Genomic DNA, 25546 nt, shown 5'->3' with positions numbered 1-25546 from the left:
GCTTACAGGCCAAGAACCATCTGGGCGATGATATTGCGCTGGATTTCGTTGGACCCGCCAAAAATCGACAGTTTGCGCATGTTGAAGTAGTCCCCGGCGGCAGGCGCGGCGTCGGTAGCGCCTACGTGGGGGCCTTCATAGCCCAGGTCCAGAGCTTCGGGAATATGCGCAATGGCATCCGGACCCATGGCTTCCATCAGCAGTTCAAACAGTTTCTGACCCACTTCTGTGCCACGAATCTTGAGAATGGAGGCCTGGGGGCCGGGTCCTGATTCGTTGGTCAGTACCCGCAGAACGGTGAGTTCCAGCGCCCGGAGTTCAATGTCCAGCTGGGCAACACGGTCCCGGAAGCGGGTGTTTTCGATCAGTGCCCGCTGGCCGTCTTTGGATTCCCTGGCCACTTCCTTGAGTCGTGTCATCAGGGCTTTCCACTGACCCACATTGGCCAGGCCGGTGCGCTCGTGGCCAAGAAGGAACTTGGCGTAGGTCCAGCCCTTGTTCTCTTCGCCCACCAGGTTGTCCACCGGCACTTTGACGTTGTCGAAGTAGACTTCGTTAATCTCGTGCTCGCCGTCCAGCATGATGATAGGACGAACGGTAACACCCGGGCTTTTCATGTCGATCAGCAGGAAGGAAATGCCCTGCTGAGGCTTGCCTTCGGTGCTGGTGCGCACCAGACAGAAAATCCAGTCTGCGTGCTGGCCCAGGGTGGTCCAGGTTTTCTGGCCGTTGACTATGTAATGGTCGCCTTCCCGTTTTGCACTGGTGCGAAGGGAGGCCAGGTCGGAACCGGCACCGGGTTCGGAATAGCCCTGACACCACCATTCCTCGCCGGACAGGATGCCCGCCAGAAAGCGCTGTTTCTGTTCTTCAGTGCCAAAGGTCATGATCACCGGCGCCACCATGCGCAGGCCGAAATCCAGCTGGCGGGGCGCGCCGGCGGCGGCACACTCTTCCTCGAAGATCAGCTGCTGGATGGGATCCCAGCCTGGTCCGCCGTGCTTTTGCGGCCAGGCAGAGGCGCCCCAGCCCTGATCGAACAGGATCTTCTGCCAGCGTTCGGTCATTTCCTTGTCCGGTCGCAGGCGGCGTTTCACGCGCTGGCGGATGTCGTCCGGGAGATTGTCCTGGAGGAATTTGCGGACTTCCTTTCGGAATTCGTCCTGTTCGGGGGTGTAATTCAAATCCATGGAGCACCTCTCTGTTGGCTGAGGTTAATGGCTCTGCTTTTGAGCCGCATGAAAGTTCTGATTATTTGTGCCGAATTGGGAGGCGGCGCCGGAGGGGAGCCATCTTTCAAAACACGCTCCTTCGGCACATCCATGTGACGCTTGGGCTCCGCCGGCCACTGGCACCAATACGATCAGGCCACTTCAAACAGACCAGCAGCACCCATGCCAGTGCCCACACACATGGTCACCACGACATACTTTACGCCCCGGCGCTTGCCCTCGATCAGGGCATGGCCGACCAGACGGGAGCCCGTGGTGCCGTACGGGTGACCGATGGCAATAGCACCGCCGTTGACGTTCAGACGCTCCATGGGGATGCCCAGTTTGCGCTGGCAGTAGAGCAGTTGAACGGCAAAGGCTTCGTTGAGCTCCCACAGCCCGATGTCATCAACGGTCAGACCGGCGCGTTTGAGCAGCTTGGGCACTGCGAAAACCGGGCCGATACCCATTTCGTCGGGCTCACAACCAGCCACCGCGAAGCCCCGGAAAATGCCCAGCGGTTCAATGTTGCGCTTCTGGGCCAGCTCGCCGTCCATCAGAACACAGGCGGAGGCACCATCGGAGAACTGGCTGGCGTTGCCCGCTGTGACCACGCCGCCTTCCTTCGCGGCGCGGATTTTGCTGACGCCTTCCAGATTGGTGTCCGGGCGGATACCCTCGTCCTGGCTGACAGTCACTTCCCGGCTGCTGAGCTGGCCGGTGGCCTTGTCGGCAACACCCATGATGGTGGTGATGGGTACGATTTCATCGTCGAATTTGCCGGCGTCACGGGCTTTTGCAGCCAGTTGCTGACTGCGGACCCCGTATTCGTCCATATCTTCTTTCTTGATGTCGTAACGCCTGGCGACTGTTTCGGCGGTGTCCAGCATGGACCAGTAAAGCTCCGGCTTATGCTTGGCCAGCCAGGGCTCCATCATGTAGGTCTGGTTGACGTTGGCCTGAACCGTTGAGATGGATTCAACACCGCCGGCAACCATCACCGGCACCCGATCGACGGCAATGTGCTGGGCCGCCATGGCAATGGCCTGGAGACCGGAGGAGCAGAAGCGGTTGATGGTAGCACCGGCAACCGACACCGGCAGGCCGGCGCGGATGGCACCCATGCGCGCCACATCGTTGCCGGTGGAACCTTCGGGCAGAGCGCAGCCCATCAGCACGTCTTCAATTTCATTGGGGTCGACTTTCGAGCGCTCGACCGCGTGCTGGATGGCATGGCCGGCCAGGGTGGCGCCGTGGGTCATGTTCAGGCCGCCGCGCCAGGATTTGGCCAGCGGGGTACGGGCAGTGGATACAATGACAACATCTTTACTGGACATAATGATTCTCCTGATGGCGAAAGCGCCAGGGCGCTCCCGCTAAAAAACTTTGGCCGGTTTACGCGGTCTTTTCGTCGAAACGCCTGCCTTCTGCGGCGCATTTCACGAGCAGGTCAGCAGGCTCCCAGAAGCCGGGTTGGGTGTGGGGGTTCTCCGCAAAGGGCTCCATGGCGCGAACCACGTTGGGCAGACCCACTTCCTCCGCGTAGTGCATGGGGCCCCCCCGGAAGACCGGGAAGCCGTAGCCGGTCAGGTACACCATGTCGATGTCGGAGGCGCGCTGGGCGATGCCTTCCTCGAGAATGCGGGCGCCTTCGTTCACCAGGGCGTAGACGCAGCGCTCAACAATTTCCCTGTTGCTGATCTTGCGGGGGGTGATGCCCAGTTCGCCACGCACTTCATCGATCACCCTGTCCACTTCAGGATCGGGCAGGGCGTTGCGGTTACCTGGCTCATAACGGTAGAAGCCGGCGCCGGTTTTCTGGCCGTGGCGACCCATTTCGCTCAGGCGGTCGGCAACCACCATTTTCTTCATGTCGGGGTTTTCCGCGTACTGGCGCTTGCGGATCGCCCAGCCAATGTCACCACCGGCCATGTCTGCCATCCGCAGCGGGCCCATGGCAAAGCCGAATTTCTCGATGGCCTTGTCGATCTGCTGGACGCTGGCACCTTCCTCCAGCATCAGCAGGGCTTCCCGCTGGTACTGGTTGATCATCCGGTTGCCAATGAAGCCGTCACAAACTCCGGAAACCACCGCGGTCTTTTTGATGGCCTTGGCCAGCTTCATGGCGGTGGCCAGCACATCCTTGGCAGTCTTTTCACCACGGACCACTTCCAGCAGCTTCATGATGTTGGCGGGGCTGAAGAAGTGCAGGCCAATGACGTCCTGGGGGCGGCTGGTGAAGCTGGCGATCTTGTCCACATCCAGAGTGGAGGTGTTGGAGGCCAGAATGGCGCCTGGCTTGCAGACCTCATCCAGCTTCTTGAATACGGATTCCTTGACGCCCATTTCCTCGAATACGGCTTCAATCACCAGCTCCGCGTCTTTCAGGTCGTCATAGCTCAGGGACGGAGTGACCAGATCCAGGCAGGCTTTTGCCTTGTCTTCGGTCATCTTGCCCTTTTTCACCCGGCCTTCGTAAACCTTGCGGATCGCGTCCATGCCGCGGTCCAGGCCTTCCTGCTTCATTTCCACAAGGGTGACCGGAATGCCGGCATTGAGGAAGTTGATGCTGATGCCTGTACCCATGGTGCCGGCACCGATGACACCGACGGACCTGATGTCCCGGGTCGGCGTGTCGGAAGGCACGTCCTTGATTTTGGTGGTCAGGCGCTCAGCAAAGAAGGCGTGGCGAAGCGCACGGGACTCGGGAGTCTGGAGCAGGTTAACGAAGGCTTCACGTTCCACTTCCATGCCTCTGTCGAAGGGCCTGGTGACGGCTGCTTCCACCGCATCCACACACTTCAGGGGTGCCGGATAGTTTTTGGCGATTGCGCCCACGGTGTTGCGGGCAAACATGAAAAAGCCTTCCGGATTCGGATGTTCCGCTTTCAGGTCGCGAACGCGCTTGAGTGGCAGGTTGTCACTGATCACCTTGCGGGCAAAGGCCAGTGCGCCTTCAAGCAGATCACCCTCTACCAGTTCGTCGAACAGGGCGCTGCCCTTGAACTGTTTTGCCGGCAGGATGGCGCCGGAAACAATCATGTTCAGAGCATGCTCCGCGCCAATGAGTCTTGGCAGGCGCTGGGTGCCGCCGGCGCCCGGCAGAATGCCCAGCTTCACCTCCGGCAGGGAGATCTGGGCATCAGGAGTGGCTACCCGATAGTGGCATCCCAGGGCCACTTCGAGGCCACCGCCCATGCAGGCACCACTGATGGCCGCAATGACAGGCTTGGAACTGGTCTCGAGATAGTTGACGACCGTGGTCAGGACAGGCTCTATCATTGTTTTTGGCGTGCCGAATTCGGCAATGTCGGCACCGCCGGAAAATGCCCGCTGGGAGCCTGTCACCACCACGGCCCTGATATTGCTGTCGCTTTCAGCCTGTTTGAGACCTTCAACAATTCCGCGGCGCAGGGCCAGGCCCAGGCCATTGACCGGCGGATTGTCGAGCCGGATAACGGCAATCTCGCCGTTGGTTTCGTAGTGCGCGGTATTCATGTGGAGCTCCTCATTGGCACGGGCAGGGAGACCCGGGGTCCCGAAATGCTTCCGGAAATCACCTGGTAAAGGCCCCGTTTGTCGTCTGACGGTGTGCTGGAAACCGGGATGCAAGTTTCCATACACTGGTGTATTGTGCTTCCATACACTAATGTATGTTATGGGCATGGTCAACGCCCTGAGACACAATTCCACTCCACCGTTAATGACAGGACACGACGCCAGGATGACAGAGCCCAAAGCCCAGACCGGACGCGGCCGCAAGCCTTCCGGCACGCCTCAGCTCACCCGGGACAACTGGCTGGACGCAGCAGCAGGAGAGGTGGCCGCTGGTGGTTTCGGACACCTGCGGGTGCTGACCCTTGCCAAAAAGCTGGGAGTTACCCGGGGCAGTTTTTACTGGCATTTCAGGGATCATGGAGACCTGGTTACCAGCTTTCTCGATCGCTGGCGGGACCGCCGACTGCATGAGTTGCAGTACTGGAAGCCCCAGGGCGGAGATGTGGAGGCCGAGCTGCGCAAGATTCTGGACTTGCTCCTTTCAGATGCACGGGGCAATATCCGGCGTCTTCAGGTAGAGCTGGCCGTGCGGGATTTTGCCCGTCGCGACGATTATGCAGCGGAGCTGGTGACCCAGGTGGACGCTGCCCGCATCAGCCAGAACTGTACCCTGTTTCAGCGTCTGAGCAGCGACCCGGAGCGGGTGCGGGATATGTCACTGCTGCTCTATGTCGCCACCATCGGCTCCCAGGTAGTCCTCACGGGCAAAAAAGGAGACGAAGATGCCATCCGCCGCGTGGAGGACCTGCTGGCCCGGGTGGTTCTGGCACAGGAGGAATAAAAAGGCCTGATCTGTAATTTATCAGGGCTTGAGTTTGTGGTTGACTGGAAACACCCATTCAATACAGGAATCGGAAATATGGGTTATCCGGAGGAACCGGACACCATTGAAGAGGTACTGGACCGCATTGAGCTCGCGCGGGCGGACGATGGGCACGTCTCTGTTGACCACATACTGGATTCGGTGGGCCGTCGTTCTTTCGGACCGGTAGTGATGTTTGTCGGCATCATCCTCGTCACTCCGCTCAGCGGCGTACCAGGAATGCCTACCTTAATGGGCATGCTTACCCTGCTCACCCTGGGGCAGCTGATTGTAGGGCGGGAGCACATCTGGCTTCCGCGCTGGCTGGTGGGGCGCCAGATCCCACGGGACCGGCTGGTTCGCGCGATGGAGTTCCTGCGGCCGGTGGCGAAGGTTCTTGATGGTCTGAGCCGCCAGCGGCTTGTTCCCCTGGTGAAAGGCATGGGACTTGATGTCATGGCCGGCGCCTGTGTGGTTATTGCCTTTATCATGCCGCTTACCGAGATTGTCCCTTTCAGCTCCAGCCTGTTCGGCGTTGCTCTGGTGGCCTTTGGTTTCTCGATGCTTGCCAGGGATGGCGCAATAGCCCTGTTTGCCTGGACGGTCACCCTGAGCGTACCCCTTGCGGTTGTCGCCGGCCTGAGCTGAGAGAGCCTTTTGGGCTTTACCATGCAGCACGCGTAATAAACCCGGGTTTCGGGAAAGGAGACTGACTGGTGGCCAGTTACTGGAAGATAATTATGGCGGTTGCTTTCGCCTGTACCTCGGTGCAGGTTGCAGCTGCTGACGACTCCTGCCTTGCGACCGCAAAAACGGAGCTGGAACGGGTCTATTGTCAGGTGGTCAGCGAAGGAGAGGGGGATGCCCTGCCTTCAGCGACGGATTTCAGGCGCAACGATCCCCGGGTGCAAGCGCTGCTGCTGAAACGTCCGGCCCAGCGTCTGGGTATATCGCTTCCCGGGGCAAGCACCGAAGTCCGGAAGCAGGAACGAACCCCCGGCAGGCCTGAGCCGTCTGAGCCCCCTGTATCCGAGCGTCAGGAGGTTCCTGACAGGCTTTCGGATGTCACGGCAGATTCATCCCTCCGGCAGTGCCGGCTCGCCGGAGAGGGCAGGACCATTGCCTGCCCCGGCCGTCGCTTTGAACTGGCAACCAATCGGCCGGCGAGCGCCCTTGCCAGTGCCGCACTGTCCGGCGAAAACAGGCTGGCATTGGCCTCTTTTGAGGGTTCCCGCGATGATGAGGAGGCTGTACGGAGCTACCTGTCGGATGCCTACGACCTCTATATCAGGAAGATGCTGGACATAGGCCTCGCGGGCGCCACCATGAGTTTCACCGCCTTCCACAACGCCTTTCACACAACAGAAGCGGGTGGCGTCGACTTCGCAGCGCGTCTTCAGCAGACCTACGAGCTTCTCAAAGAGGACAGGAAAACCCTTGCGGTGAGCACCGGGTATCCGGACGAATTGCCGGAGAGCATTGAGTTCTGCGCAGCGATCGACCGGGACATAGTGGCCTGTGACAACGTTGGAACCAACTGGGTCTACGTCAGTGCAGGCCGGTGACCGGGAAAATGCCTGAGTTCCAGAGTCCGGGCCGCGCTCCATCTCTCAGGCATTGCTTGCCGCTTCGAGAAACCCGTTCAGCCGCTCCGCGACCTTGTCCGGCTCCTCCTCCTGAAGGAAATGTCCGGCTTCTATCTGCTCCACCTGGATGCTATCGAAACAGTCCTCTATGTGGTTCAGATATTCCGGAATAATGATCCTGTCCCTTTTGCCATAGATATACATGGACGGCATTGGCCATACATGGCCCTCCATGGTCGCCCAGCGCTGGGCATCGTCCCGGAAGGTGCGGTAGTAATTGGCACTGGTGCCCGCAGTGCCGGGAATCCGGAAGGTGCGTATGTATTCTTCCAGGGCATCCTCGGGGAAAGGCTGGCGGTTAGAGGTTTTCAGGAAGTGGCCAAGCCAGATTGCTTCGTTGCCTGGAATCATCGCTTCCGGCAGATCCGGAGTCTGCAGAAAATGCTGATACCAGTAGGTGCCCGCGCCTTCTGAACGGACCTTCTCGATCACCTCCCGGTTCCCCCTGAGGTTGTTGATGACGGCTATGTTCATGATCACCATGCGCCGCACCCGTTCCGGCACGGCAAGAGCAATTTCCTGGGCTACAATGCCGCCCCAGTCGTGGCCCACCAGCTGGAAATCCTGGATCTCAAGCTGGTCCAGCACCTCAATCACGTCCCGGGCGAGCTCCTGTTTCAGGTAGTGCTCCACTCCTGCGGTGCGTTCACTGTCCCCCAGCCCTCTGAGGTCTACGGCAAGGATCCGCAGGCCTGTCTTCAGCCGTGGAGCGACCGGCTCCCAGCAGTAAGAGCTCTCCGGCCAGCCGTGAATCATGACCACCGTTTCTCCCCACAGATCACCACTTTCCCGGTAGCTGAACCGGCCACGACTGGTCTCGATGGGCAGGGGATTGCTAAGGTACATGAGATTCTCCATGGGAATTGTCATCATGGACGATAACGCAGATTGGCCTGCAGTGACCATCCAGTGGCTTCAGCGGGCCGCCTGAATCATCAAACCCTGTACTACTGTTGGATATATTCATGCTGGCTGCCTTTTTTAGCACTTACCTCAGCAGTTCCATACGTTTTCTGTTCCTTCTGGCTCCGTTTTTCGTGGTGACCATGTTTCTGGCACTTACCCGGGGCCAGTCCGCTACCGAAAAAGTCGTGGTTATCAGGAGATCCTGCACCGCGGCCCTGATCCTGGGCGTGGTTCTTTTCTTCATCGGCCCGTTGCTGTTCTCCGTCATTGGCATCACCCTCAATTCTTTCCGTATTGGCGCCGGAAGCCTGCTTTTTCTGACCGCCGTCAGCCTGGTCACCAGCGGTACCCGGAACCACGCCACCGGCCTGCCGGTGGAGGACAGAGAGGATGTAGCCGTGGTGCCACTGGCGATTCCCATGATGATCGGCCCAGCCACCATCGGTGCCATCATGGTATACGGGGCGGAGCTCAACAGCTTTTCCGAGGTGAGCGGGGGGCTGCTCGGGCTTCTCACCGCGCTTCTGGGAATGGCCGCGCTTCTGTATCTTTCCGGTTATCTTGAACGGGTCATGGGAAAGAACGGACTGAATATCATGTCAAAGATCAGCGGCCTGGTGCTCTCTGCCATGGCGGCCGAGATTGTTCTGACAGGGATTTCGGGCTTTATCGCAACCACTTACGGATGAGGAGGCCGGGGAATGGCCGGGGACGACGATCCTGCCAGCGTTGAGGAGCTGCTGGACCAGATTCTTGAGCAGACACACGGGAGCCCGGTTGTGTCGGTTCGCGGAATTCTCGACGCGGTCGGCCCGCGTTCTTTTGGCCCTGTAGTGCTGGTGGCGGGGCTCATTATCGGGGCGCCGTTGATCGGCGATATCCCCGGCGTTCCAACCCTGCTGGCGATGCTGGTTCTGCTGACCGTCGGACAGCTTCTGTTCGGCCGCACGCACATATGGCTGCCCGATTGGCTGGCTGACCGGACAATTTCCCGCCAGAAGCTGGTTCGGGGGCTCCAGTGGATGCGAAAACCGGCAGCATTTGTTGACCGGTTCACCGGGCCCAGGCTGACCGGCCTGGTGCGGCGCCCAGGGCTTTATGTGATGGCCGGCTGTTGCATGGTGGTTGCAGCCATCATGCCGGCTCTTGAGCTTATTCCCTTCAGCGCCAACCTTGCTGCCATTGCGCTTGTGGCTTTTGGCCTGGCCATGATTGCCCGGGATGGCCTGCTGGCACTGATTGCCCTTTCCGCGACCGCCGGCGCCCTGGCCATCATTATCGCCGCCATGTTCTGAACATGGCGCCTTCGGCCAGTCAGCCGCCGTCCTGCAGATCCACTGGCCGCTCGACCACCTTGCGCTTGCCTTTGGCGCACTTCGCCAGCTCCTTGATACCGTCCTCGTCAAACGCATCCACCCGGATCACGTCATAGAGCGCGGTCAGTGCCTCAAGCAGGGGTTCAGCCTCTTTTTCAGTGACGATTTTTTCTTCCACGGCCCAGTCCACCAGATGCTTGCGCTCGTGGCCCATCAGCATGTCGATGGCCCCCAGCTCATCCGGGTCCCGCTTGCGCAGGGCGTCGTGAAGCCGCTCGCGCAGATCATGGGTTTCGTTGGCCAGACGGTAAGCGGTCAGCACACGGCCCACGGCGTCATCCGGGTTGTCATTGTAGTAGGCGCCCCGCGCCAGCCGCTGGCGGATGGGCGCATCCTTGACGATGGTGCTGGCAACCTCGGTGCCCAGCCGGTCATCCGGAACCTTAAGGCCACTGGCGCCCAGCGGGAATACGATAAATCTCAGGGGCCAGCGCAGGGCCTTCATGGGAAAGTTGTCGATTGCACGCTTCATCTGTGTCTGGAAGCCATGCAGGGAGGTTTCCAGACTCCACTCCACCAGCGGACGCTGGTCATCCGGATAGCCCTCGTCATGCCACATCTTGATGACTGCCGAGGCGTAGTACAGATGCACCAGGCAATCCGCCATCCGGCCCGAGAGTCGCTGGCGCGCTTTGAGGCCGCCGCCAACGGTAAGCAGGGTCACGTCTGTCATCAGGGCAAAGGCCGAGGCGAAACGGCTGAGCTGGCGGTAGTAGCGGCCTATGTCCCCCCGGCTGGGGGCAGACTCGGTCATCCCCCGGGTCAGGCCGCCCAGGAAGCTGCGGAGACCGTTGCGGGTGGTGTGGGCGATGTGCCGGTAAAAAATGCCATCGAACTTCGCCACGGCTTTTTTCTGGTCATCCATGCCCGCCGCTTCTATCTCATCCACGATAAAGGGGTGGCAGCGGATTGCTCCCTGGCCAAAGACCATCAGGGTACGGGTAAGGATGTTGGCGCCTTCCACCGTAATTGCGATGGGCACTGCCTGGTAGGCCCGTGCCATGAAATTCCGGGGGCCGGTAATCACACCCCGTCCTGCCACCACATCCATGGCATGGTTGATAACGTCACGCATCAAGTCCGTATTGCGGTACTTGAGCAGCGCAGACGGAACCGAGGGCCGGACCCCGCGGTCCAGCATGCCTGACGTCAGCAGGCGGGCGGCGTCCATCATGTAGGTATAACCTGCGATGGGTTCCAGAGCCTCCTGGACACCTTCGAAATTGCTGATCGAACGGCCAAACTGTTCCCGGGTCAGGGCATAGGAGCCGGTGGTGAGGCAGGCCAGCTTGCCTGCCCCGGTGCCCAGAGCGGGCAGGGAGATGGAGCGGCCAATGGAGAGGCACTCCAGCAGCATCTTCCAGCCTTTGCCTACCATTTCCTGGCCGCCGATTACCTGATCCATGGGAATGAACACCTCATCCCCCCAGGTGGGCCCGTTCATGAAAACGGTATTCATGGGCAGATGGCGGGAGCCGCTGTTCACCCCTTCCAGATCGTGGGGCACCAGTACGCAGGTGACACCTACGTTATCGTTCTCGCCAATCAGGTGGTCGGGATCATAGACCTTGATCGCCAGACCGATCACCGTGGCCACCGGGGCCAGGGTGATATAGCGTTTGTTCCAGGTGACCTTCATGCCCAGCACTTTCTCGCCGTTCCATTCGCCCTCGCAGACAATGCCTCGGTCTGGAATGGCACCGGCATCCGAGCCGGCGACCGGGGAAGTCAGGGCAAAGCAGGGAATTTCCTCGCCTTTGCTCAGCCGTGGCAGGTAGTGTTCTTTCTGGCTGTCCGTGCCGTAATGCATGAGCAGTTCGCCCGGGCCCAGGGAGTTGGGCACCATCACGGTGACCGCCGCGGACACGCTGCGGGTGGAGATCTTCATCACGATTTCAGAGTGCGCCGTCGCAGAAAAGCCCTTGCCGCCATCCTCTTTGGGAATCACCAGGCCAAAGAAGCCTTCCTTCTTGATGTAGTCCCAGACTTCTTCCGGCAGGTCGTAATGCTCATGGGTGATCGCCCAGTCGTCGAGCATGCCGCAGAGAGTTTCCACAGGCCCGTCGACAAACGCCTGTTCCTCTTTCGTCAGGCGTGCCGGGGTGTAGCTGAGCAGTTTTGACCAGTTGGGCTGGCCGGAAAAAAGTTCGCCGTCCCAGTCCACACTGCCGGAACTCAGGGCTTCCTGCTCAGTGCTGGAGAGAGTGGGGAGCTGGCCGCGGACCCAGCCCAGAAGGGGCTTGCTGAGTCGGTCCCGTCGGAAGTTTCCGGGCATCACCAGGACGAGGCTGAGAGCCAGCAGAGCGCCGCCAAACAGGAAGCTGGCAAGATGCCAGCCATCCAGCCAGAGGCCGATCAGGGTGGCGACCGTGAGTACTGCAGCAGCGATGGTGCCGCCGGTTCCAAAATAGATCAGCACCAGGGCGCTGAGAATGAGAAAAAGAACACTCATCGAATGACCTCCTTATCGGGTGAATGCAGAAACCAGTCATTTACCTTGGGTCAAAGCCGGCCGGGTTGCAAGCCCGTGACGACGCTCCCGGCGGGGGCTGGGGTGGTGAAAAGACTCAAACAGACGGGAAAAGATCTGCTCCGGGCGGAAAAAGGAAAGATGACGGACTATGCCGCTGAGTCCCTCCGCCCTCCCAGAAAATCCAGATAATGCATGGCGACTGAAGAAGGTGCTTCCATCTGGGGGTAATGGCCTGTGTCTGGCAGTTCCGCAAGAAAGGCGAGGGGCAGCTCCAGTTCCCGATAACGGGCCACCATGTGGGCGCCGGAGACCGGATCGGCAGAGCCATTGATCAGGGCCAGTGGGACATTGGCGTCCCTCAGTGCATCCACCCAGCGTTGCCGGTGCTTTTTGCGGTCGTTCATATAGGTGATCAGGTTGTGGAAGATGTGCTTGCCGCCCTTGTGGTTCACCAGAGACCAGTAATCCGCCAGTTCCTGTTCGTCCGGTTTGGTGGCGGGGCCGAAGACCCGGCTCATGGCTCTGTCGAACCGGCTTTTGTTGGAAAGACGATTGAACAGGGGGCCCAGCGGACTGAGGAGCAGCTTCTGGGTCAGCAGGGCGCGGTGGGTTTCGGGAAACAGGCCACCGTTGAGAAAACAGCCGGACAGCCACTTGCCGGCTCCTGTCCCTTCATTCTGCCGGGCAAGCAGTTCCTGGGCGACTGTGTCGCCGTAATCATGGGCAAGCACATGGAATTCCCCGAGACCCAGCTGGGAAACCACTTCTTCCACGATATCCGCCTGGCCATGAATGGAGTACTCATGGGGGTTGGGCTTGTCGGAAAAACCGAAGCCCAGCATGTCCATTGCCACCACTCGGTATGACTTCCTGAGCTCCGGCCAGACCCGGTGCCAGTCCCAGCTCGCGGTTGGGAACCCGTGGATCAGCAGCAGGGTCTCCTGGCCGGGCCCTCCCTCATCGACCACAAAAATACTGAAGCCCTGGATGTTCAGGATCCTGCCTTTTCTGTGCCAGTCGTGGGGTCGCATGCTGTTCTCCGGGATGGGCTTTCATCGCCAAATTGAAGTTATTGTTGATCCGGAGCATGGTCAAACCTGAACTTGACGTCAAGTTTCGTTTTTGATATTTCTCAACCACCAAAACCCGGCGAATAAAGCATGAAAACAGCACCCACCCAGCAAAGGGCCATCCTCAAGTGCAACGCACTACTGCAGGCAGCCTTTGAAGAGTTCTCCCGGCAGGGCTTCGAGGCTACCACCGCAAAGTCCATTGCGGACCGTGCTGGCGTTGCAACGGGAACCTTTTACCAGTACTTCCACAACAAGGACGATGTGCTGCTGGAAGTCACCCGGCAGCGCTTCGCCGAACTTCAGGAGCACCTCCAGGTTCCCGCTGCCAGACTCGGCATCACGCGGGGTGGGAATACCGACATACAGGACGTATTCCGCCAGGCGCTGGGCTTCGTTTATGACTTCCACGAGAAGGAGTCCGGACTGCACGAGGTGCTGGAATATCGCCGCCGGATGGATCCCGAGCTGGCTGCGGTGATGGACGAGGGCGAGTCCATTCTGATGGACCGTGTTCGTGCGTTCGTCGCCCGGTATGTCAGCGACGATGTGGAAACCACTGCTTTCTGTCTGTTTTCCATGGCGGAAGGCCTGGTGCACCGCCATGTATTCCAGGGCCATCAGGACATTCAGCGGGATGAGCTGATTGAAAAAGGCGTGCAGTTACTGGCGGCCTATTTTGAAAACAGAACAACAATCTGAGAGGCAGTGATGAGCGATAAATCCTGGGATTATCTGATAAAGGGCGCCAAGGTCTTTGACGGAAGCGGTAACCCTCCGGCGCCGAGTCAGGATATCGCCATCGCAGGTGGGCGCATCGCCGCCCGGGGGTCAGACCTCGATCCGGAGCACGCAGCCAGGGTTATTGACGGCACCGGCTACTGGGCCATGCCAGGGCTGTTCGATATTCATACCCACTACGACCTGGAGCTGGAGGTCGCCCCGGGGCTGCCGGAATCCGTCCGCCATGGCACCACCACTGTGGTGATCGCCAACTGCAGTCTCGGCCTGGCGTTCGGCGCCCAGCGCAAGGGTGAATCGGACCCCATCGTGGACTGCTACGCGCGGGTGGAGAATATCCCCAAGTCCGTGCTGCGGGCCACGGCGGACCGGGTGGACTGGAACAACCCAAAGGAATATATCGAGCATCTCCACCGCCTCAAGCTGGGGCCCAACCTGGTGACCATGGTGCCTCACTCCATGCTTCGCATCGAGGCCATGGGTTTTGAGGCCAGCATCTCCCGGGACCCGACCGAGGACGAACTCCAGACCATGGAACAGCTTCTGGAACAGGCGCTGGACGACGGTTACGCCGGTTTTTCCACAGATGCCCTGCCGTTCCACTACCTTGCCAATCAGCCCAACACCCAGAAAACGATTCCCACCCAGTTCGCCAGTTACCGCGAGATCAAACGGTTGACCAGCGTGGTCCGACGCAAGGGCGCTGTGTGGCAGGCCACGCCCCCCAAGGACTCCACCCTGGGCACCATCAAAACCTTTCTGCTCACCTCGGGCCGGCTCCACGGCAAGCCCCTCAAAACCACCGTGGTCGCTGCGCTGGATGTCCACAGCAATCGCAAGATCGTGCGACTGGCACGGCTGCTTGCCCGGGTTCTGAATTCCCGTTTCCTGCGAGGCGATTTCCACCTGCAGGCATTGGCAGCGCCGTTCAAGGTCTGGTCCGACGGCGCGGTGACACCCCTGTCTGAGGAGATTACCGAGCTGCGCGCGCTGAATGAACTGGAGCTGGAAGACCGCGAAGGCCGCAGAAAACTGCTGGATGATCCGGCCTACATCAAACTGTTCCGGGCCATGTGGATGGATGGCAAAACCGGCTTCGGACCGGCCCGGCTGAAAAGGTGGCTCAGGCTCGACGATTACGCCTTCAACCGCGCTCTGGAAGACATGACCATCGACGTGTGCCCGCTGAAGCAGTGGGAGGGCATGACGTTTGAGCAGGTTTTCGACCGGGTGAAAGCGGCCAGTGCCGACAAGGCCCCGGACCTGAGCGACGCAGAAAAAGCAGTAATCGCGGAACATTTCAGCGAAGTGCGGGATGAGGGCGACTTCATGCTCGCCATGCTGCGGGCCTTTGACCGGGACATCAGCTGGTACACAGTGTCCGCCAACCGGGACGAAGCCATGGTTCGCAGCCTGCTGATGGACCCGCAGCTGCTTCCCGGCTTCAATGACAGTGGTGCCCATCTCACCAATATGGCTTTTTATGATGGCAACCTTCGGGCCCTGAAAATGGCGTCGGACGGCGGCGACCAGGATGTGGCCTACATGGTGAAACGCCTGACCCGTGATCCCGCCCGGGTATTTGGTGTCAGGGGTGGCAGCATGGAGGTGGGGGATCAGGCTGACATAGTCCTGATTGATCCCTTTGCCCTGCGCCGGTTTGACCACAATAAAAGCGTGCGCCGCCAGTACAGGGAGGAGTTCCAGCACGAGCAACTGGTCAACCGGACGGACGGCGTAGTGCCCCTGGTGATGATTGCCGGGCACCCGGCCTGGAGCAGCGACAGGTTTGAATCGGCACTGGGCAGGGAGAAAATGGGTACTGTGCTGGCCACGACTTTCTGATAGTGAAGCCTGCGGGCCGGGGTCAGGCGATGACGCTCCTGATCCGGCCCCGGTATTTCCTTACCTCATTTTGACTGGTGGCCGGTACGCCAGCCGCTCAAAACATGTACAATTGCCGCTTTTCCGCGCTGGTCCCCTGCCGCGCCTTTCCGTTGCTTACTGCTTATAGGTTCCTTCGTTGATTTCTACTGCCAATATCACCATGCAATTCGGGGCAAAGCCCCTGTTCGAAAATGTTTCCGTCAAGTTCGGCAACGGCAACCGCTACGGGTTGATCGGTGCCAATGGCAGCGGCAAGTCCACCTTCATGAAGATTCTCGGTGGAGACCTTGAGCCTTCCGGCGGCCAGGTGATGCTGGATCAGAATACCCGGCTGGGTAAACTGCGTCAGGACCAGTTTGCTTTTGAGAACTGCAGTGTCATTGACACGGTGATCATGGGTCATGAAGAACTCTCGAAGATAAAAGCCGAGCGGGACCGTATCTACTCGCTGGAGGAAATGTCGGAAGAAGACGGCATGGCGGTAGCGGATCTGGAAGTCCAGTTCGCCGAGATGGACGGCTACACGGCCGATTCCCGCGCGGGCGAGCTGTTGCTTGGCCTGGAAATCCCGCTGGAACAGCATAATGGCCCCATGAGTGCCCTGGCGCCTGGCTGGAAGCTGCGTGTTCTGCTGGCCCAGGCGCTGTTCTCGGATCCGGAGGTGCTACTGCTGGACGAGCCCACCAACCACCTGGACATCAATACCATCCGCTGGCTGGAATCCATTCTGGTGGCCCGTAACAGCACCATGGTGATCATCTCCCACGACCGCCACTTTCTGAACAGCGTCTGCACGCACATGGCGGACCTGGATTATAGGGAGCTGCGCCTGTTCCCGGGCAACTATGACGAATACATGACCGCCGCAACCCAGGCACGGGAGCGCATGCTGTCGGACAATGCCAAAAAGAAGGCACAGATCGCCGAGCTGCAGCAGTTCGTCAGCCGCTTCTCTGCCAACGCCTCCAAGGCCAAGCAGGCGACTTCCCGGGCCCGTCAGATCGACAAGATCCAGCTGGAAGAGGTCAAACCCTCCAGCCGGATCAGTCCCTTTATCCGCTTTGAGCAGACCAAAAAGCTGCATCGCCAGGCGGTCACCCTGAAAGACCTGTACAAGGGGTTCGGGGAAGAGTGCGTGCTGTCGAAACTGAATCTGCAGATCGAGGCCGGTGAACGGGTAGCGATTATCGGTCCCAACGGTATTGGCAAGACCACACTGCTGCAGTGCATGGCTGGCGAAATGACGCCGGACTCCGGTGAGGTCAAGTGGACAGACAGCGCCGAGGTAGGCTACTTCGCCCAGGATCACACCCGGGATTTCGCTGAAGACATGGATCTCAGTGAATGGATGGCCCAGTGGACCCAGGGCGGCGAGCAGCTTGTTCGTGGCACCCTTGGCCGCATGCTGTTCTCCGGCGATGACATCGCCAAGTCCGTGCAGGTGATCTCCGGTGGTGAGCAGGGGCGCATGCTGTTTGGCAAGCTGATTCTGCAGAAGCCCAACGTGCTCTTGATGGACGAACCCACCAACCACCTGGACATGGAGTCCATCGAAGCCCTCAACCTGGCGCTGGAAAACTACCCTGGCACCCTGATCTTTGTCAGTCATGACCGGGAGTTTGTCTCCTCCCTGGCGACCCGCATCGTGGAGATCAGTGCCAACGGGATCACCGATTTCAGCGGCAGCTACGATGATTATCTGCGTAGCCAGGGCCACATCTAGCAGCCTTTGAACCGCTTTCCGCACGCATCCGGATAAACAGCAGGCCACATGTTTCAGGTCTCGATCGGGTGCGGCGATCGGTGGCGGATTTGAAGCCGGTTGAGTCGGTGTGTTAGGTATAGAGTATGTCTCTTTTGCTGTGGGACAGGAGTTCACTCTTACTGTCAGGAGGACATCTGATGCACAGATCAACAGGACTACTGGCTGCAGTGATTGCGGCCGGCCTCATTCCCGCGCTTGTACTTGCCGATCGCCATGCCGAATCCCTCCCCCTCGATGATGTCCGGCAGGACGCCATGGAAATCGGGGAAAAAGCCGAGGCGATGACCGCGAAAGCGGCGAATGAGAGAGACAGCAAAAACAGGAGCATGGAAATCACCATGCGGGCCGTTACAGAGAAGGGCCCGGCTGATTCGATGGGCACCATCAAGGTGGAAGCAAGCCCCCATGGCGTTCTTTTCAGGCCCGATCTTGCCGGCCTTAAACCCGGCGTGCATGGTTTTCATCTCCATGAGAACCCGGACTGCGGCCCCCTCAAAAAAGATGGCAAAACCGTTCCCGGCGGGGCAGCCGGCGGCCACTACAATCCGAAGGGCGGCAGTCATAACGGACCCTATGAGAAGGGTCACATGGGGGACCTGCCTGCACTCTATGCCACCAGCGATGGCAGTGTGACGGTTCCGGTACTGGCACCGCGTCTGAAAATCAAGGACCTGTACGGTCGCGCTCTCATCATCCACGAGGGCGGCGACAACTATTCCGACAGTCCCGAAGCCCTTGGCGGTGGTGGGGCCCGGGTAGCCTGCGGTGTTATTGAGAAGTGATCGGCAGGCACTGACCCTTCAACTCATGGACGAAAATGAGGTGTGTTATGGCCAACGAAAGCGCAAATACCGGTGATTCCCGTGAAGTAACTATCGGGGAAGGCAGCAAAAAGCTCCATGCCGACCTCACCATGCCGGAGGGCGACCCTCACGGGATGATCCTCTTCGCTCATGGCAGCGGCAGTAGCCGCTTCAGCCGCCGTAACCGCGAAGTGGCCGGTTTTCTGGTCAGCCGCGGCATGGGAACCCTGTTGCTGGATCTGCTCACTGAAGACGAAGAGCGGGAAGACGTGGTTACCCGTGAGCACCGTTTCAACATTCCGATGCTGGCGGGCCGCCTTGTGGGCGCCATGGACTGGATGTCGGAACAGGATGAACTGGCTTCTTTCGCCGTCGGCCTCTTCGGTTCCAGCACCGGTGCTGGCGCAGCACTTATTGCCGCGGCGGAACGACCTGCCCGGGCGGCGGCCGTGGTGTCCCGGGGCGGTCGCCCCGATCTGGCCGGAGAAGCCCTGGCCCGCGTCAAGGCACCAACCCTGCTCATTGTGGGCGGTGAGGATACGCCGGTGATAGGCATGAACCGGGACGCGGCCTCCCAGATGGACTGCGAAGTCAGAACCGAGATCGTGCCCGGGGCCACCCACCTGTTCGAAGAGCCAGGCAAGCTTGAAAAGGTATCCGAGCTTGCGGCTGACTGGTTCCGGGAGCATTTCCAGAAGTAGCGTCGCGGGAGCTCAGGCTTTTTCCGGCGCCCGGAACTGCAGCTCCGCCAGGCGGGAATAGAGGGCGTCGGTCTTCACCAGTTCATTGTGAGGGCCGAGGCCCTGCAGTCGCCCCTGGTCAATGACTGCAATGCGGTCTGCATGTTTGACGGTTGCCAGGCGGTGGGCAATTACCAGAGTGGTTCGACCGGCCATCAGTCGGGGCATGGCCTGCTGGATCAGGTGTTCGCTCTGGGCATCCAGGGCACTGGTGGCCTCGTCCAGCAGCAGAATCGGTGCATCCACCAGAAGAGCCCGGGCAATGGCCAGACGCTGTTTCTGGCCACCGGAAAGCCCCTGGCCGGCATCGCCCAGGCGGGTCTGATACCCGTCAGGCAGCTGGCGGATAAATTCATCGGCATGGGCCACCCTGGCGGCGTCCTCAATTTCTGCCTGGCTGGCGTCCGGCTTTCCGTAGCGGATATTGTCTGCAATGGTGCCGTAAAACAGCGCAGGCTCCTGGGACACGAACGCAAAGCAGCGCCGCAGTTCAGCGGGATCAAGCTGCCGTATATTGACGCCATCCACCGTGATGGTCCCGCCTTCCGGATCAAAAAACCTCAGCAGAAGATCAAACAGGGTGGATTTGCCCGCTCCGGAGGGGCCTACCAGGGCAAGACTTTCCCCCGCCGCAACCTCAAGACTGAAGTCGTGAATCACGGTCACATCCGGGCGCCCGGGATAGGCAAAGCTCACGCCGTCAAAGCGGATCTCGCCCTTGACTTGCTCCGGAAGATGCTCGAGGTTTTCCTCCGGTGTCCTGATTTCACTCCCGGTGCGGAGCAGTTCGACGATCCGGGCAGCGGCCCCGGCGGCCCGCTGCAGCTCGCCAATGACTTCACTCAGGGAGCCCACGGAAGAACCCACGATCAGGCTGTAGAATACGAAAGCGGCCAGTTCGCCACCGGTAATCCGGCCGGCGATCACATCCAGCCCTCCAACCCAGAGCATTACCCCCACCGCTCCCAGAATCAGCAGGATCACCACCGCAATCAGCCAGGCCCGCTGGCGGATCCGCTGCCGGGCCACGCCGAAGGCCTGCTCTACCACTCCTGAGAATCGCAACTCATCCTCGGGCTGGTGATTGTAGGCCTGAACAGTCTTGATCTGGCCAAGGATCTCGCCGACGTAGCTGCCCACATCGGCAATCCGGTCCTGGCTGAGACGGGACAGGCGCCGCACCCTGCGACCGAAAATCAGGATGGGAGCCACCACCATCGGTACCGCCAGCAGTACGATCATCGTGAGTTTGACGTTGGTGATGAACAGCAGAATGATACCGCCAATCAGCATCACCACATTGCGCAGGGCCACGGAGACAGTGGAGCCGATGACCGACTGCAGTACCGTGGTGTCAGTGGTCAGCCGCGACTGGATCTCGATTCCCCGGTTGGTTTCAAAAAACCCGGGATGCAGATGGATCAGATGATTGAAAACCTGCTTGCGGATATCCGCCACCACCCGTTCGCCGATCCAGGACACCAGATAGAAGCGCACAAAGGTCCCTGCTGCCAGGCCGAGCACCAGAATGAAAAACAGCAGCACTGACTGGTTCAGCAGGCTCGGAGATCCGGTTACAAATCCCTGATCGACCAGCAGGCGTATGCCCTGGCCAAGGGACAGGGTAATGCCTGCGGTAAAAATCAGCGCCAGCAGGGCCCCTGCCACTTGCCGGCGGTAGGGCATGATGAAGCGCAAAATTATGGCAACTGTCTGGTTGCGCCTGGCAGCAGGGGCGATGGTCATAGGGTACCTGTCAGGGTTTCTTCAGCACCCGCCCGAGCTCTCCGATGATGCCCCGGCGGAAAACCAGTACACAGAGCACGAAAATGGTTCCCAGGATGACCTGCACCCAGGAGCCGAAGGAGCTGAGCTCATGGCTCAGAGCACCGACGGTCAGGGCGCCGACAACCGGTCCGAAGACGGTGCCAAGCCCACCCACGAGGGTCATCAGTATGACTTCTCCGGATGTCTGCCAGTGGGCGTTGGTGAGAGCCGCGAACTGGAAAACCACCGCCTTTGTTGCGCCAGCCAGACCGGCAAGGGTGGCGGAAATCACGAACGCCAGAAGCTTGAAGCGGTCCACGTCATAGCCGAGGGACAGGGCACGGGCTTCATTCTCACGAATGGCCTGGAGTACTTCGCCAAAAGGCGAGTGGATGGTCCTGTAGATAATGCAGAAGCCCACCAGAAATATGGCGAACACGAAGTAATACATGTTGAGAGGGCTGTTGAGGTCGATAAAACCCAGGAGGTTGCCTCGCGGAATGCCCTGGAGGCCGTTTTCACCACCGGTGAATGGCAGCTGCAGTGCCATGAAATAGATGATCTGCGCCAGCGCCAGGGTGACCATGGCAAAATAGATGCCCTGGCGGCGGATGGCCAGGTAACCAAAGGCGAACCCCAGGATCAGGGCAAAGCCGGTGCCCGTGAGAATGCCGATCAGCGGCGAAAACCCCCAGTCCTTGATGGCATAGCCCGCGATATAGGCGGCACCGCCGAAGAAGGCGGCGTGCCCGAAGGACAGCAGCCCGACATAGCCCAGCAGCAGATTGAAGGCACAGGCGAACAGGGCGAAGCACAGGAGATCCATCACAAATACCGGATAGGCAAAGAACGGAGCAGTCAGGCCTGCGATGAGCATCAAGGCAAACAGTATGCGGTTCATCATCACGGCTTACTTCTCCTTGCCAAACAGGCCGGCGGGGCGGAACAGCAGCACCAGTACCATCAGAAAGAATATGACAGTGCTGGCTGCCGGCGGGTAAATGACCTTGGTCAGTCCCTCAACCAGGCCCAGGGCGAGGCCGGAGAGTATGGCTCCCATGATTGAGCCCATACCGCCGATGACCACTACGGCAAACACCACGATAATCAGGTCGGCACCCATGAGGGGACTGACGGAATAGATCGGCGCCGCCAGCACCCCGGCCAGACCCGCCAGGGCGGCCCCGAAGCCAAAGGTCAGTGTTACCATCAGAGGCACATTGAGACCGAAAGTCTGGGTCAGCTGGGGATTCTCAACGCCGGCCCGCAACCTGGACCCCAGTTTGGTGTGTTCGATCACGTACCAGGTTCCGAAACACACCACCAGCGAGCACACAATGGCAAACAGGCGATAGGTGGGGAAGTACATGAAACCCAGGTTGACCACGCCGCTGAGGGACTCCGGCTGGCCCGGGTAGGGAGTGCCGGAGACATTGAAGTAATTGGAGAAAAGGCCCTGCAGGATCAGGGTAATGCCAAAGGTCAGCAGCAGACCATAGATATGATCCAGTTCGTAAAGCCGCTTGAGCATGGTGCGCTCAATCAGTATGCCGAGACCGCCCACCAGTAATGGAACCACGATAAGGGAGGCCCAGAAGCCGATCTGCACGCTGATGCCAAACCACTGCTCCAGGTAGGAGTAACCGATAAGGGCAAGGAATGCGCCCAGCATGTACATCGCCCCGTGGGCGAAGTTGATAATGTTCAGCAGGCCGAAAATCACCGCCAGACCAAGACTCAGCATGGCGTAGAAAACCCCCACGTTGAGGCCGAGCAATGCTTGCGCCAAGATGACCTGGATTGACACGTCATATCCTCCCGGGAGGCTTTGGAAACACTGGTTCCCGGAAGTCCGGGAACCAGTGGACAGGGGCTGGAATCAGGATTTCTTGACCAGCGGGCACACGCTCTCGGAAAGTGGGATGTAGGCTGCCTCTGCAGGGATCCTGGAAAGCACCTTCAGCAGGTCCCATTCGCCTTCAGACTCGCCGGGCTTCTTCACTTCCACCAGGTACATGTCGTGGAACATGGAGCCGTTGGCCGCAATGTAGCCATCCTTGACGAAGAAGTCGTTGAGTTTCATCTCCCCGAGTTTTTTGCGCACGGCATCGGAGTTGTCACTGCCAACGGCTTTAACCGCTTCCAGATAATGGCTTACCGCGGAATAGACACCAGCATGAACCATGGTTGGCATGGCGCCATGACGCTCGTAGAAGCGGTTCGACCACTGCAGCGCCTCGTCATCCTGATTCCATACGAATGCGGTAGTGAATTGCAGGCCCTGGGCGATGTCCAGCCCCATGCTGTGCACGTCGGTAATGAATACCAGCATGCCGGCGAGCTTCTGGCCACTCTGGACGATGCGGAACTGGTGGGCCTGTTTGATGGCGTTTACCGTATCCTGGCCAGCATTGGCCAGGCCGATGACATCGGCGCCGGACGACTGGGCCTGCAACAGGTAGGAGGAGAAGTCATTGGTGCTGAGGGGCGCGTTAACGTTGCCCACCACTTCACCACCCAGGCTTTCCACCACCGCGCCGGTATTATCCCGCAGCGAATGACCGAAGGCGTAGTCAGCTGTAATGAAGAACCACTTCTCGCCGCCGTTCTTGACCATGGCTGTGGCAGTACCGACCGGCAGGGCATGGGTGTCGTAGACGTAGTGGATGCCGTAAGGACTGCACTGTTCTTCGGTTAGCGCCGTGGTGCCGGCGCCGGTATTCATGGTGATGATTTTCTTGTCCTTCGCCAGGCCCTGAACGGCCAGCGCCACGGAAGAGTTGTCCAGGGCGGTGATCATGTCGACCTGATTGTCATCGATCCACTCCCTCGCCGTGCTGGCGCCGATGTCCGGCTTGTTCTGGTGGTCGGCGGAGATGATTTCGATTGGCCGGTCCAGAACCTTGCCGCCGAAGTCCTCAATCGCCATCTCTGCCGCAATCACGGCCCCCGGGCCTTCCAGTGATTTGTAGACTCCGGACATGTCGCTGAGTACACCGATTTTGACCGTATTGTCGGAAAGCTCGGCTGTTGCCGTGAGTGGCAATGCAATGCTTGCCAGACCTACTGCCCCCACAATTCCCTTGATCACTTGATTGAGCATCGTTATTCCCCTTTTGTTATTCGAACCGGGACAAGTCGGAGTTCGGCTGGTCCCCACAGTCAGACACTCAGGTGTCTGTTCAACTGTTCCTGCTTTGCGGCGAGATCAGCCGCTTCAATCTGCTGAACCACGCGGCCATGTTCGATCACGTAATGGCGATCGGCCAGAGGCGCGGCGAAATGAAAATTCTGTTCCACGAGCACGATGGTGTAGCCCTTTTCCCGCAGTTTCCGGATCACGCTGTCCAGTGACTTGAGAATCACTGGCGCAAGGCCTTCGGTGATTTCGTCGAGCAGGAGGAGAGTGGCGCCGGTACGGAGAATGCGGGCGATGGCGAGCATCTGTTGCTCGCCTCCCGATAGCTTGGAGCCCTGGCTGTGGCGCCGCTCCATGAGATTTGGGAACATCTGGTAGATTTCCGCCACTGACATGCCCCCATCGGCCAGAGTGGGCGGCAACTCAAGGTTCTCCTCCACGTTGAGCGACGCAAAGATACCCCGCTCTTCCGGGCAATAGCCCAGCTTGCCGACGTGGGCAATGCGGTGAGTGGCCATGTTGATCACTTCCACCCCCCGTACCCTGATGGACCCCGTGCGGCGTCCAACCACCCCGAGAATGGCTTTCAGCGTGGTGGTCCGGCCTGATCCGTTGCGTCCGAGCAGGGTTATGACTTCACCCTCCCTGACGGAAAGCTCCATCCCGTGAAGAATATGGGATTCGCCGTACCAGGCGTGGAGATTTTCGATTTTCAGCAGTTCATTGCCTGAATTATTCGACATGGGTAGTCCCCATGTAGGCTTCCATCACGGCGGGATTCTTCGACACGGACTCATAGTCGCCCTCGGCGAGAACCTCCCCACGGTTTAACACGGTAATAGTGTCGGCCAGGCTGGATACCACGTTCAGGTTGTGTTCCACCATGACAATGGTGCGGCCGTCCAGCACGGTCCTTATCAGATCCGTCACTGTACCCACATCCTCCGCACTCATGCCCTGGGTGGGTTCGTCCAGCAGCATCAGCCTCGGCTCCAGGGCGATGGTGGTGGCAATTTCCAGCGCCCTTTTCTGACCATAGGGTAGTTCAACTGCCCGGGCGTCCCCGAACCGCCCCAGGCCGACCTGCTCAAGCAGAGCCTGGGCCCGTTCGTTGAGCTGATCGAGAATGCGCGTGGGACGCCAGAAGTGGTAGGAAACCCCCAGTTTGCGCTGTAGCGCGATGCGGACGTTTTCCCGGGCTCCGAGATGGGGGAAGACCGATGAGATCTGGAACGATCGGATGATGCCACTCTGGGCAATGTCCGCCGGCCTGCGCCTGGTGATGTCAGTCTTGTCGAACAGTATGGCGCCCGATGTGGGGGTCAGAAATTTGGTCAGCAGGTTGAAAAAGGTTGTTTTGCCAGCTCCGTTAGGGCCAATCAGGGCGTGAATCGTACCTTCCCTGACTTTGAGATTGACGTCCCTGATGGCAGTGAAGCCCTTGAAGTCCTTGGTAAGGCCGCGGGTTTCAAGAATAACAGGCGTGTCCTGACGATCGTCACTCACACAGCGGCTCCCTGGACTGTTACGCCGGGAACGCAGGACTGCGGGCCAGGCTTTTATTTTTATTCACGGAAAAGTTTTATTTGTTTTTAACCGCTTAGCGGCGGATAAAGCGCCAGTCGCAGCAGGAAGTAAAGACGGTCGGCGCTCATCCTGTCA

At 59.5% G+C, this 25546-nt stretch carries 22 protein-coding genes; 10 read left to right on the top strand and 12 right to left on the bottom strand.

Translation table 11 applies throughout. From position 1 onward, the window contains the following. Window positions 1-2 precede the first annotated feature (2 nt). The 3 genes from LG327_RS03865 to LG327_RS03855 form a co-directional block, all read right to left on the bottom strand. Window positions 3-1190: an acyl-CoA dehydrogenase family protein gene (locus LG327_RS03865; RefSeq protein ID WP_404366006.1), complete on the bottom strand. Its 1188-nt coding sequence runs from the start codon at window positions 1188-1190 to the stop codon at window positions 3-5. Window positions 1191-1363: 173 nt separating this feature from the next. After that, complete coding sequence (locus LG327_RS03860) at window positions 1364-2548, bottom strand: acetyl-CoA C-acyltransferase (protein WP_404366003.1); 1185 nt, start codon at window positions 2546-2548, stop codon at window positions 1364-1366. 58 nt (window positions 2549-2606) lie between these two features. Continuing rightward, complete coding sequence (locus LG327_RS03855; RefSeq protein WP_404366000.1) at window positions 2607-4709, bottom strand: 3-hydroxyacyl-CoA dehydrogenase NAD-binding domain-containing protein; 2103 nt, start codon at window positions 4707-4709, stop codon at window positions 2607-2609. A 226-nt stretch (window positions 4710-4935) separates the two neighbouring features. On the opposite strand from LG327_RS03855, the gene LG327_RS03850 reads away from it, so the two are divergent. The 3 genes from LG327_RS03850 (at window position 4936) to LG327_RS03840 (ending at window position 7136) form a co-directional block, all read left to right on the top strand. Continuing rightward, window positions 4936-5550, top strand: a complete 615-nt coding sequence (locus LG327_RS03850) for a TetR/AcrR family transcriptional regulator (protein WP_404365998.1) — start codon at window positions 4936-4938, stop codon at window positions 5548-5550. A 78-nt stretch (window positions 5551-5628) separates the two neighbouring features. Beyond that, on the top strand, window positions 5629-6219 hold the full coding sequence (locus LG327_RS03845) for an exopolysaccharide biosynthesis protein (RefSeq protein ID WP_404365995.1): 591 nt from the start codon (window positions 5629-5631) through the stop codon (window positions 6217-6219). A 68-nt stretch (window positions 6220-6287) separates the two neighbouring features. Continuing rightward, on the top strand, window positions 6288-7136 hold the full coding sequence (locus LG327_RS03840; RefSeq protein WP_404365993.1) for a hypothetical protein: 849 nt from the start codon (window positions 6288-6290) through the stop codon (window positions 7134-7136). Window positions 7137-7181: 45 nt separating this feature from the next. Here LG327_RS03840 and LG327_RS03835 read toward each other — a convergent pair whose 3' ends face one another. Continuing rightward, window positions 7182-8063 carry an alpha/beta fold hydrolase gene (locus tag LG327_RS03835; protein ID WP_404365990.1) on the bottom strand — a complete coding sequence of 294 codons (882 nt, stop codon included), beginning with the start codon at window positions 8061-8063 and terminating at the stop codon, window positions 7182-7184. A 119-nt stretch (window positions 8064-8182) separates the two neighbouring features. On the opposite strand from LG327_RS03835, the gene LG327_RS03830 reads away from it, so the two are divergent. After that, the gene (locus LG327_RS03830; protein WP_404365987.1) at window positions 8183-8812 is read left to right on the top strand and encodes a MarC family protein; all 630 of its coding nucleotides are present in this window, start codon (window positions 8183-8185) and stop codon (window positions 8810-8812) included. 12 nt (window positions 8813-8824) lie between these two features. After that, window positions 8825-9418: an exopolysaccharide biosynthesis protein gene (locus LG327_RS03825; RefSeq protein WP_404365985.1), complete on the top strand. Its 594-nt coding sequence runs from the start codon at window positions 8825-8827 to the stop codon at window positions 9416-9418. A 19-nt stretch (window positions 9419-9437) separates the two neighbouring features. On the opposite strand, the gene LG327_RS03820 is transcribed toward LG327_RS03825, so the two are convergent. Beyond that, window positions 9438-11951 carry an acyl-CoA dehydrogenase gene (locus LG327_RS03820; protein WP_404365982.1) on the bottom strand — a complete coding sequence of 838 codons (2514 nt, stop codon included), beginning with the start codon at window positions 11949-11951 and terminating at the stop codon, window positions 9438-9440. 167 nt (window positions 11952-12118) lie between these two features. Further along, a complete protein-coding gene (locus tag LG327_RS03815) occupies window positions 12119-13003 on the bottom strand; it encodes an alpha/beta fold hydrolase (RefSeq protein ID WP_404365980.1) in 885 nt (294 codons plus the stop codon). Window positions 13004-13132: 129 nt separating this feature from the next. On the opposite strand from LG327_RS03815, the gene LG327_RS03810 reads away from it, so the two are divergent. The 5 genes from LG327_RS03810 (at window position 13133) to LG327_RS03790 (ending at window position 18939) form a co-directional block, all read left to right on the top strand. After that, window positions 13133-13744: a TetR/AcrR family transcriptional regulator gene (locus tag LG327_RS03810; protein WP_404365978.1), complete on the top strand. Its 612-nt coding sequence runs from the start codon at window positions 13133-13135 to the stop codon at window positions 13742-13744. Between the two features lie 9 nt (window positions 13745-13753). Further along, on the top strand, window positions 13754-15628 hold the full coding sequence (locus tag LG327_RS03805; protein WP_404365975.1) for an amidohydrolase family protein: 1875 nt from the start codon (window positions 13754-13756) through the stop codon (window positions 15626-15628). 178 nt (window positions 15629-15806) lie between these two features. After that, window positions 15807-17393 (top strand): ABC-F family ATPase, encoded by a 1587-nt coding sequence (locus LG327_RS03800; protein WP_404365973.1) that lies wholly within the window; start codon window positions 15807-15809, stop codon window positions 17391-17393. 179 nt (window positions 17394-17572) lie between these two features. Beyond that, window positions 17573-18217 carry a superoxide dismutase family protein gene (locus LG327_RS03795; RefSeq protein ID WP_404365970.1) on the top strand — a complete coding sequence of 215 codons (645 nt, stop codon included), beginning with the start codon at window positions 17573-17575 and terminating at the stop codon, window positions 18215-18217. A gap of 47 nt (window positions 18218-18264) precedes the next feature. Next, a complete protein-coding gene (locus tag LG327_RS03790; protein WP_404365967.1) occupies window positions 18265-18939 on the top strand; it encodes a dienelactone hydrolase family protein in 675 nt (224 codons plus the stop codon). Between the two features lie 12 nt (window positions 18940-18951). Here the strand turns inward: LG327_RS03790 and LG327_RS03785 are convergent, their stop codons facing one another. The 6 genes from LG327_RS03785 to LG327_RS03760 form a co-directional block, all read right to left on the bottom strand. Then, window positions 18952-20724 (bottom strand): ABC transporter transmembrane domain-containing protein, encoded by a 1773-nt coding sequence (locus LG327_RS03785; RefSeq protein WP_404365964.1) that lies wholly within the window; start codon window positions 20722-20724, stop codon window positions 18952-18954. A gap of 10 nt (window positions 20725-20734) precedes the next feature. Then, entirely contained in the window at window positions 20735-21649 is a 915-nt protein-coding gene (locus LG327_RS03780) for a branched-chain amino acid ABC transporter permease (RefSeq protein ID WP_404365961.1), read from the bottom strand. A 6-nt stretch (window positions 21650-21655) separates the two neighbouring features. Next, window positions 21656-22552, bottom strand: a complete 897-nt coding sequence (locus tag LG327_RS03775) for a branched-chain amino acid ABC transporter permease (protein WP_404365958.1) — start codon at window positions 22550-22552, stop codon at window positions 21656-21658. A gap of 72 nt (window positions 22553-22624) precedes the next feature. Continuing rightward, complete coding sequence (locus tag LG327_RS03770; RefSeq protein WP_404365955.1) at window positions 22625-23848, bottom strand: ABC transporter substrate-binding protein; 1224 nt, start codon at window positions 23846-23848, stop codon at window positions 22625-22627. Between the two features lie 59 nt (window positions 23849-23907). Then, on the bottom strand, window positions 23908-24627 hold the full coding sequence (locus tag LG327_RS03765; protein ID WP_404365952.1) for an ABC transporter ATP-binding protein: 720 nt from the start codon (window positions 24625-24627) through the stop codon (window positions 23908-23910). Then, window positions 24617-25390 carry an ABC transporter ATP-binding protein gene (locus LG327_RS03760; protein ID WP_404365950.1) on the bottom strand — a complete coding sequence of 258 codons (774 nt, stop codon included), beginning with the start codon at window positions 25388-25390 and terminating at the stop codon, window positions 24617-24619. Before LG327_RS03760 ends, LG327_RS03765 begins: the two co-directional genes overlap by 11 nt. Window positions 25391-25546 lie beyond the last annotated feature (156 nt).

This window comes from Marinobacter sp., assembly GCF_044799475.1.
GTDB lineage: Bacteria > Pseudomonadota > Gammaproteobacteria > Pseudomonadales > Oleiphilaceae > Marinobacter.
The sequence above is the reverse complement of the archived record's forward strand: the minus strand, read 5'-3'. Positions and strand labels throughout refer to the sequence as shown.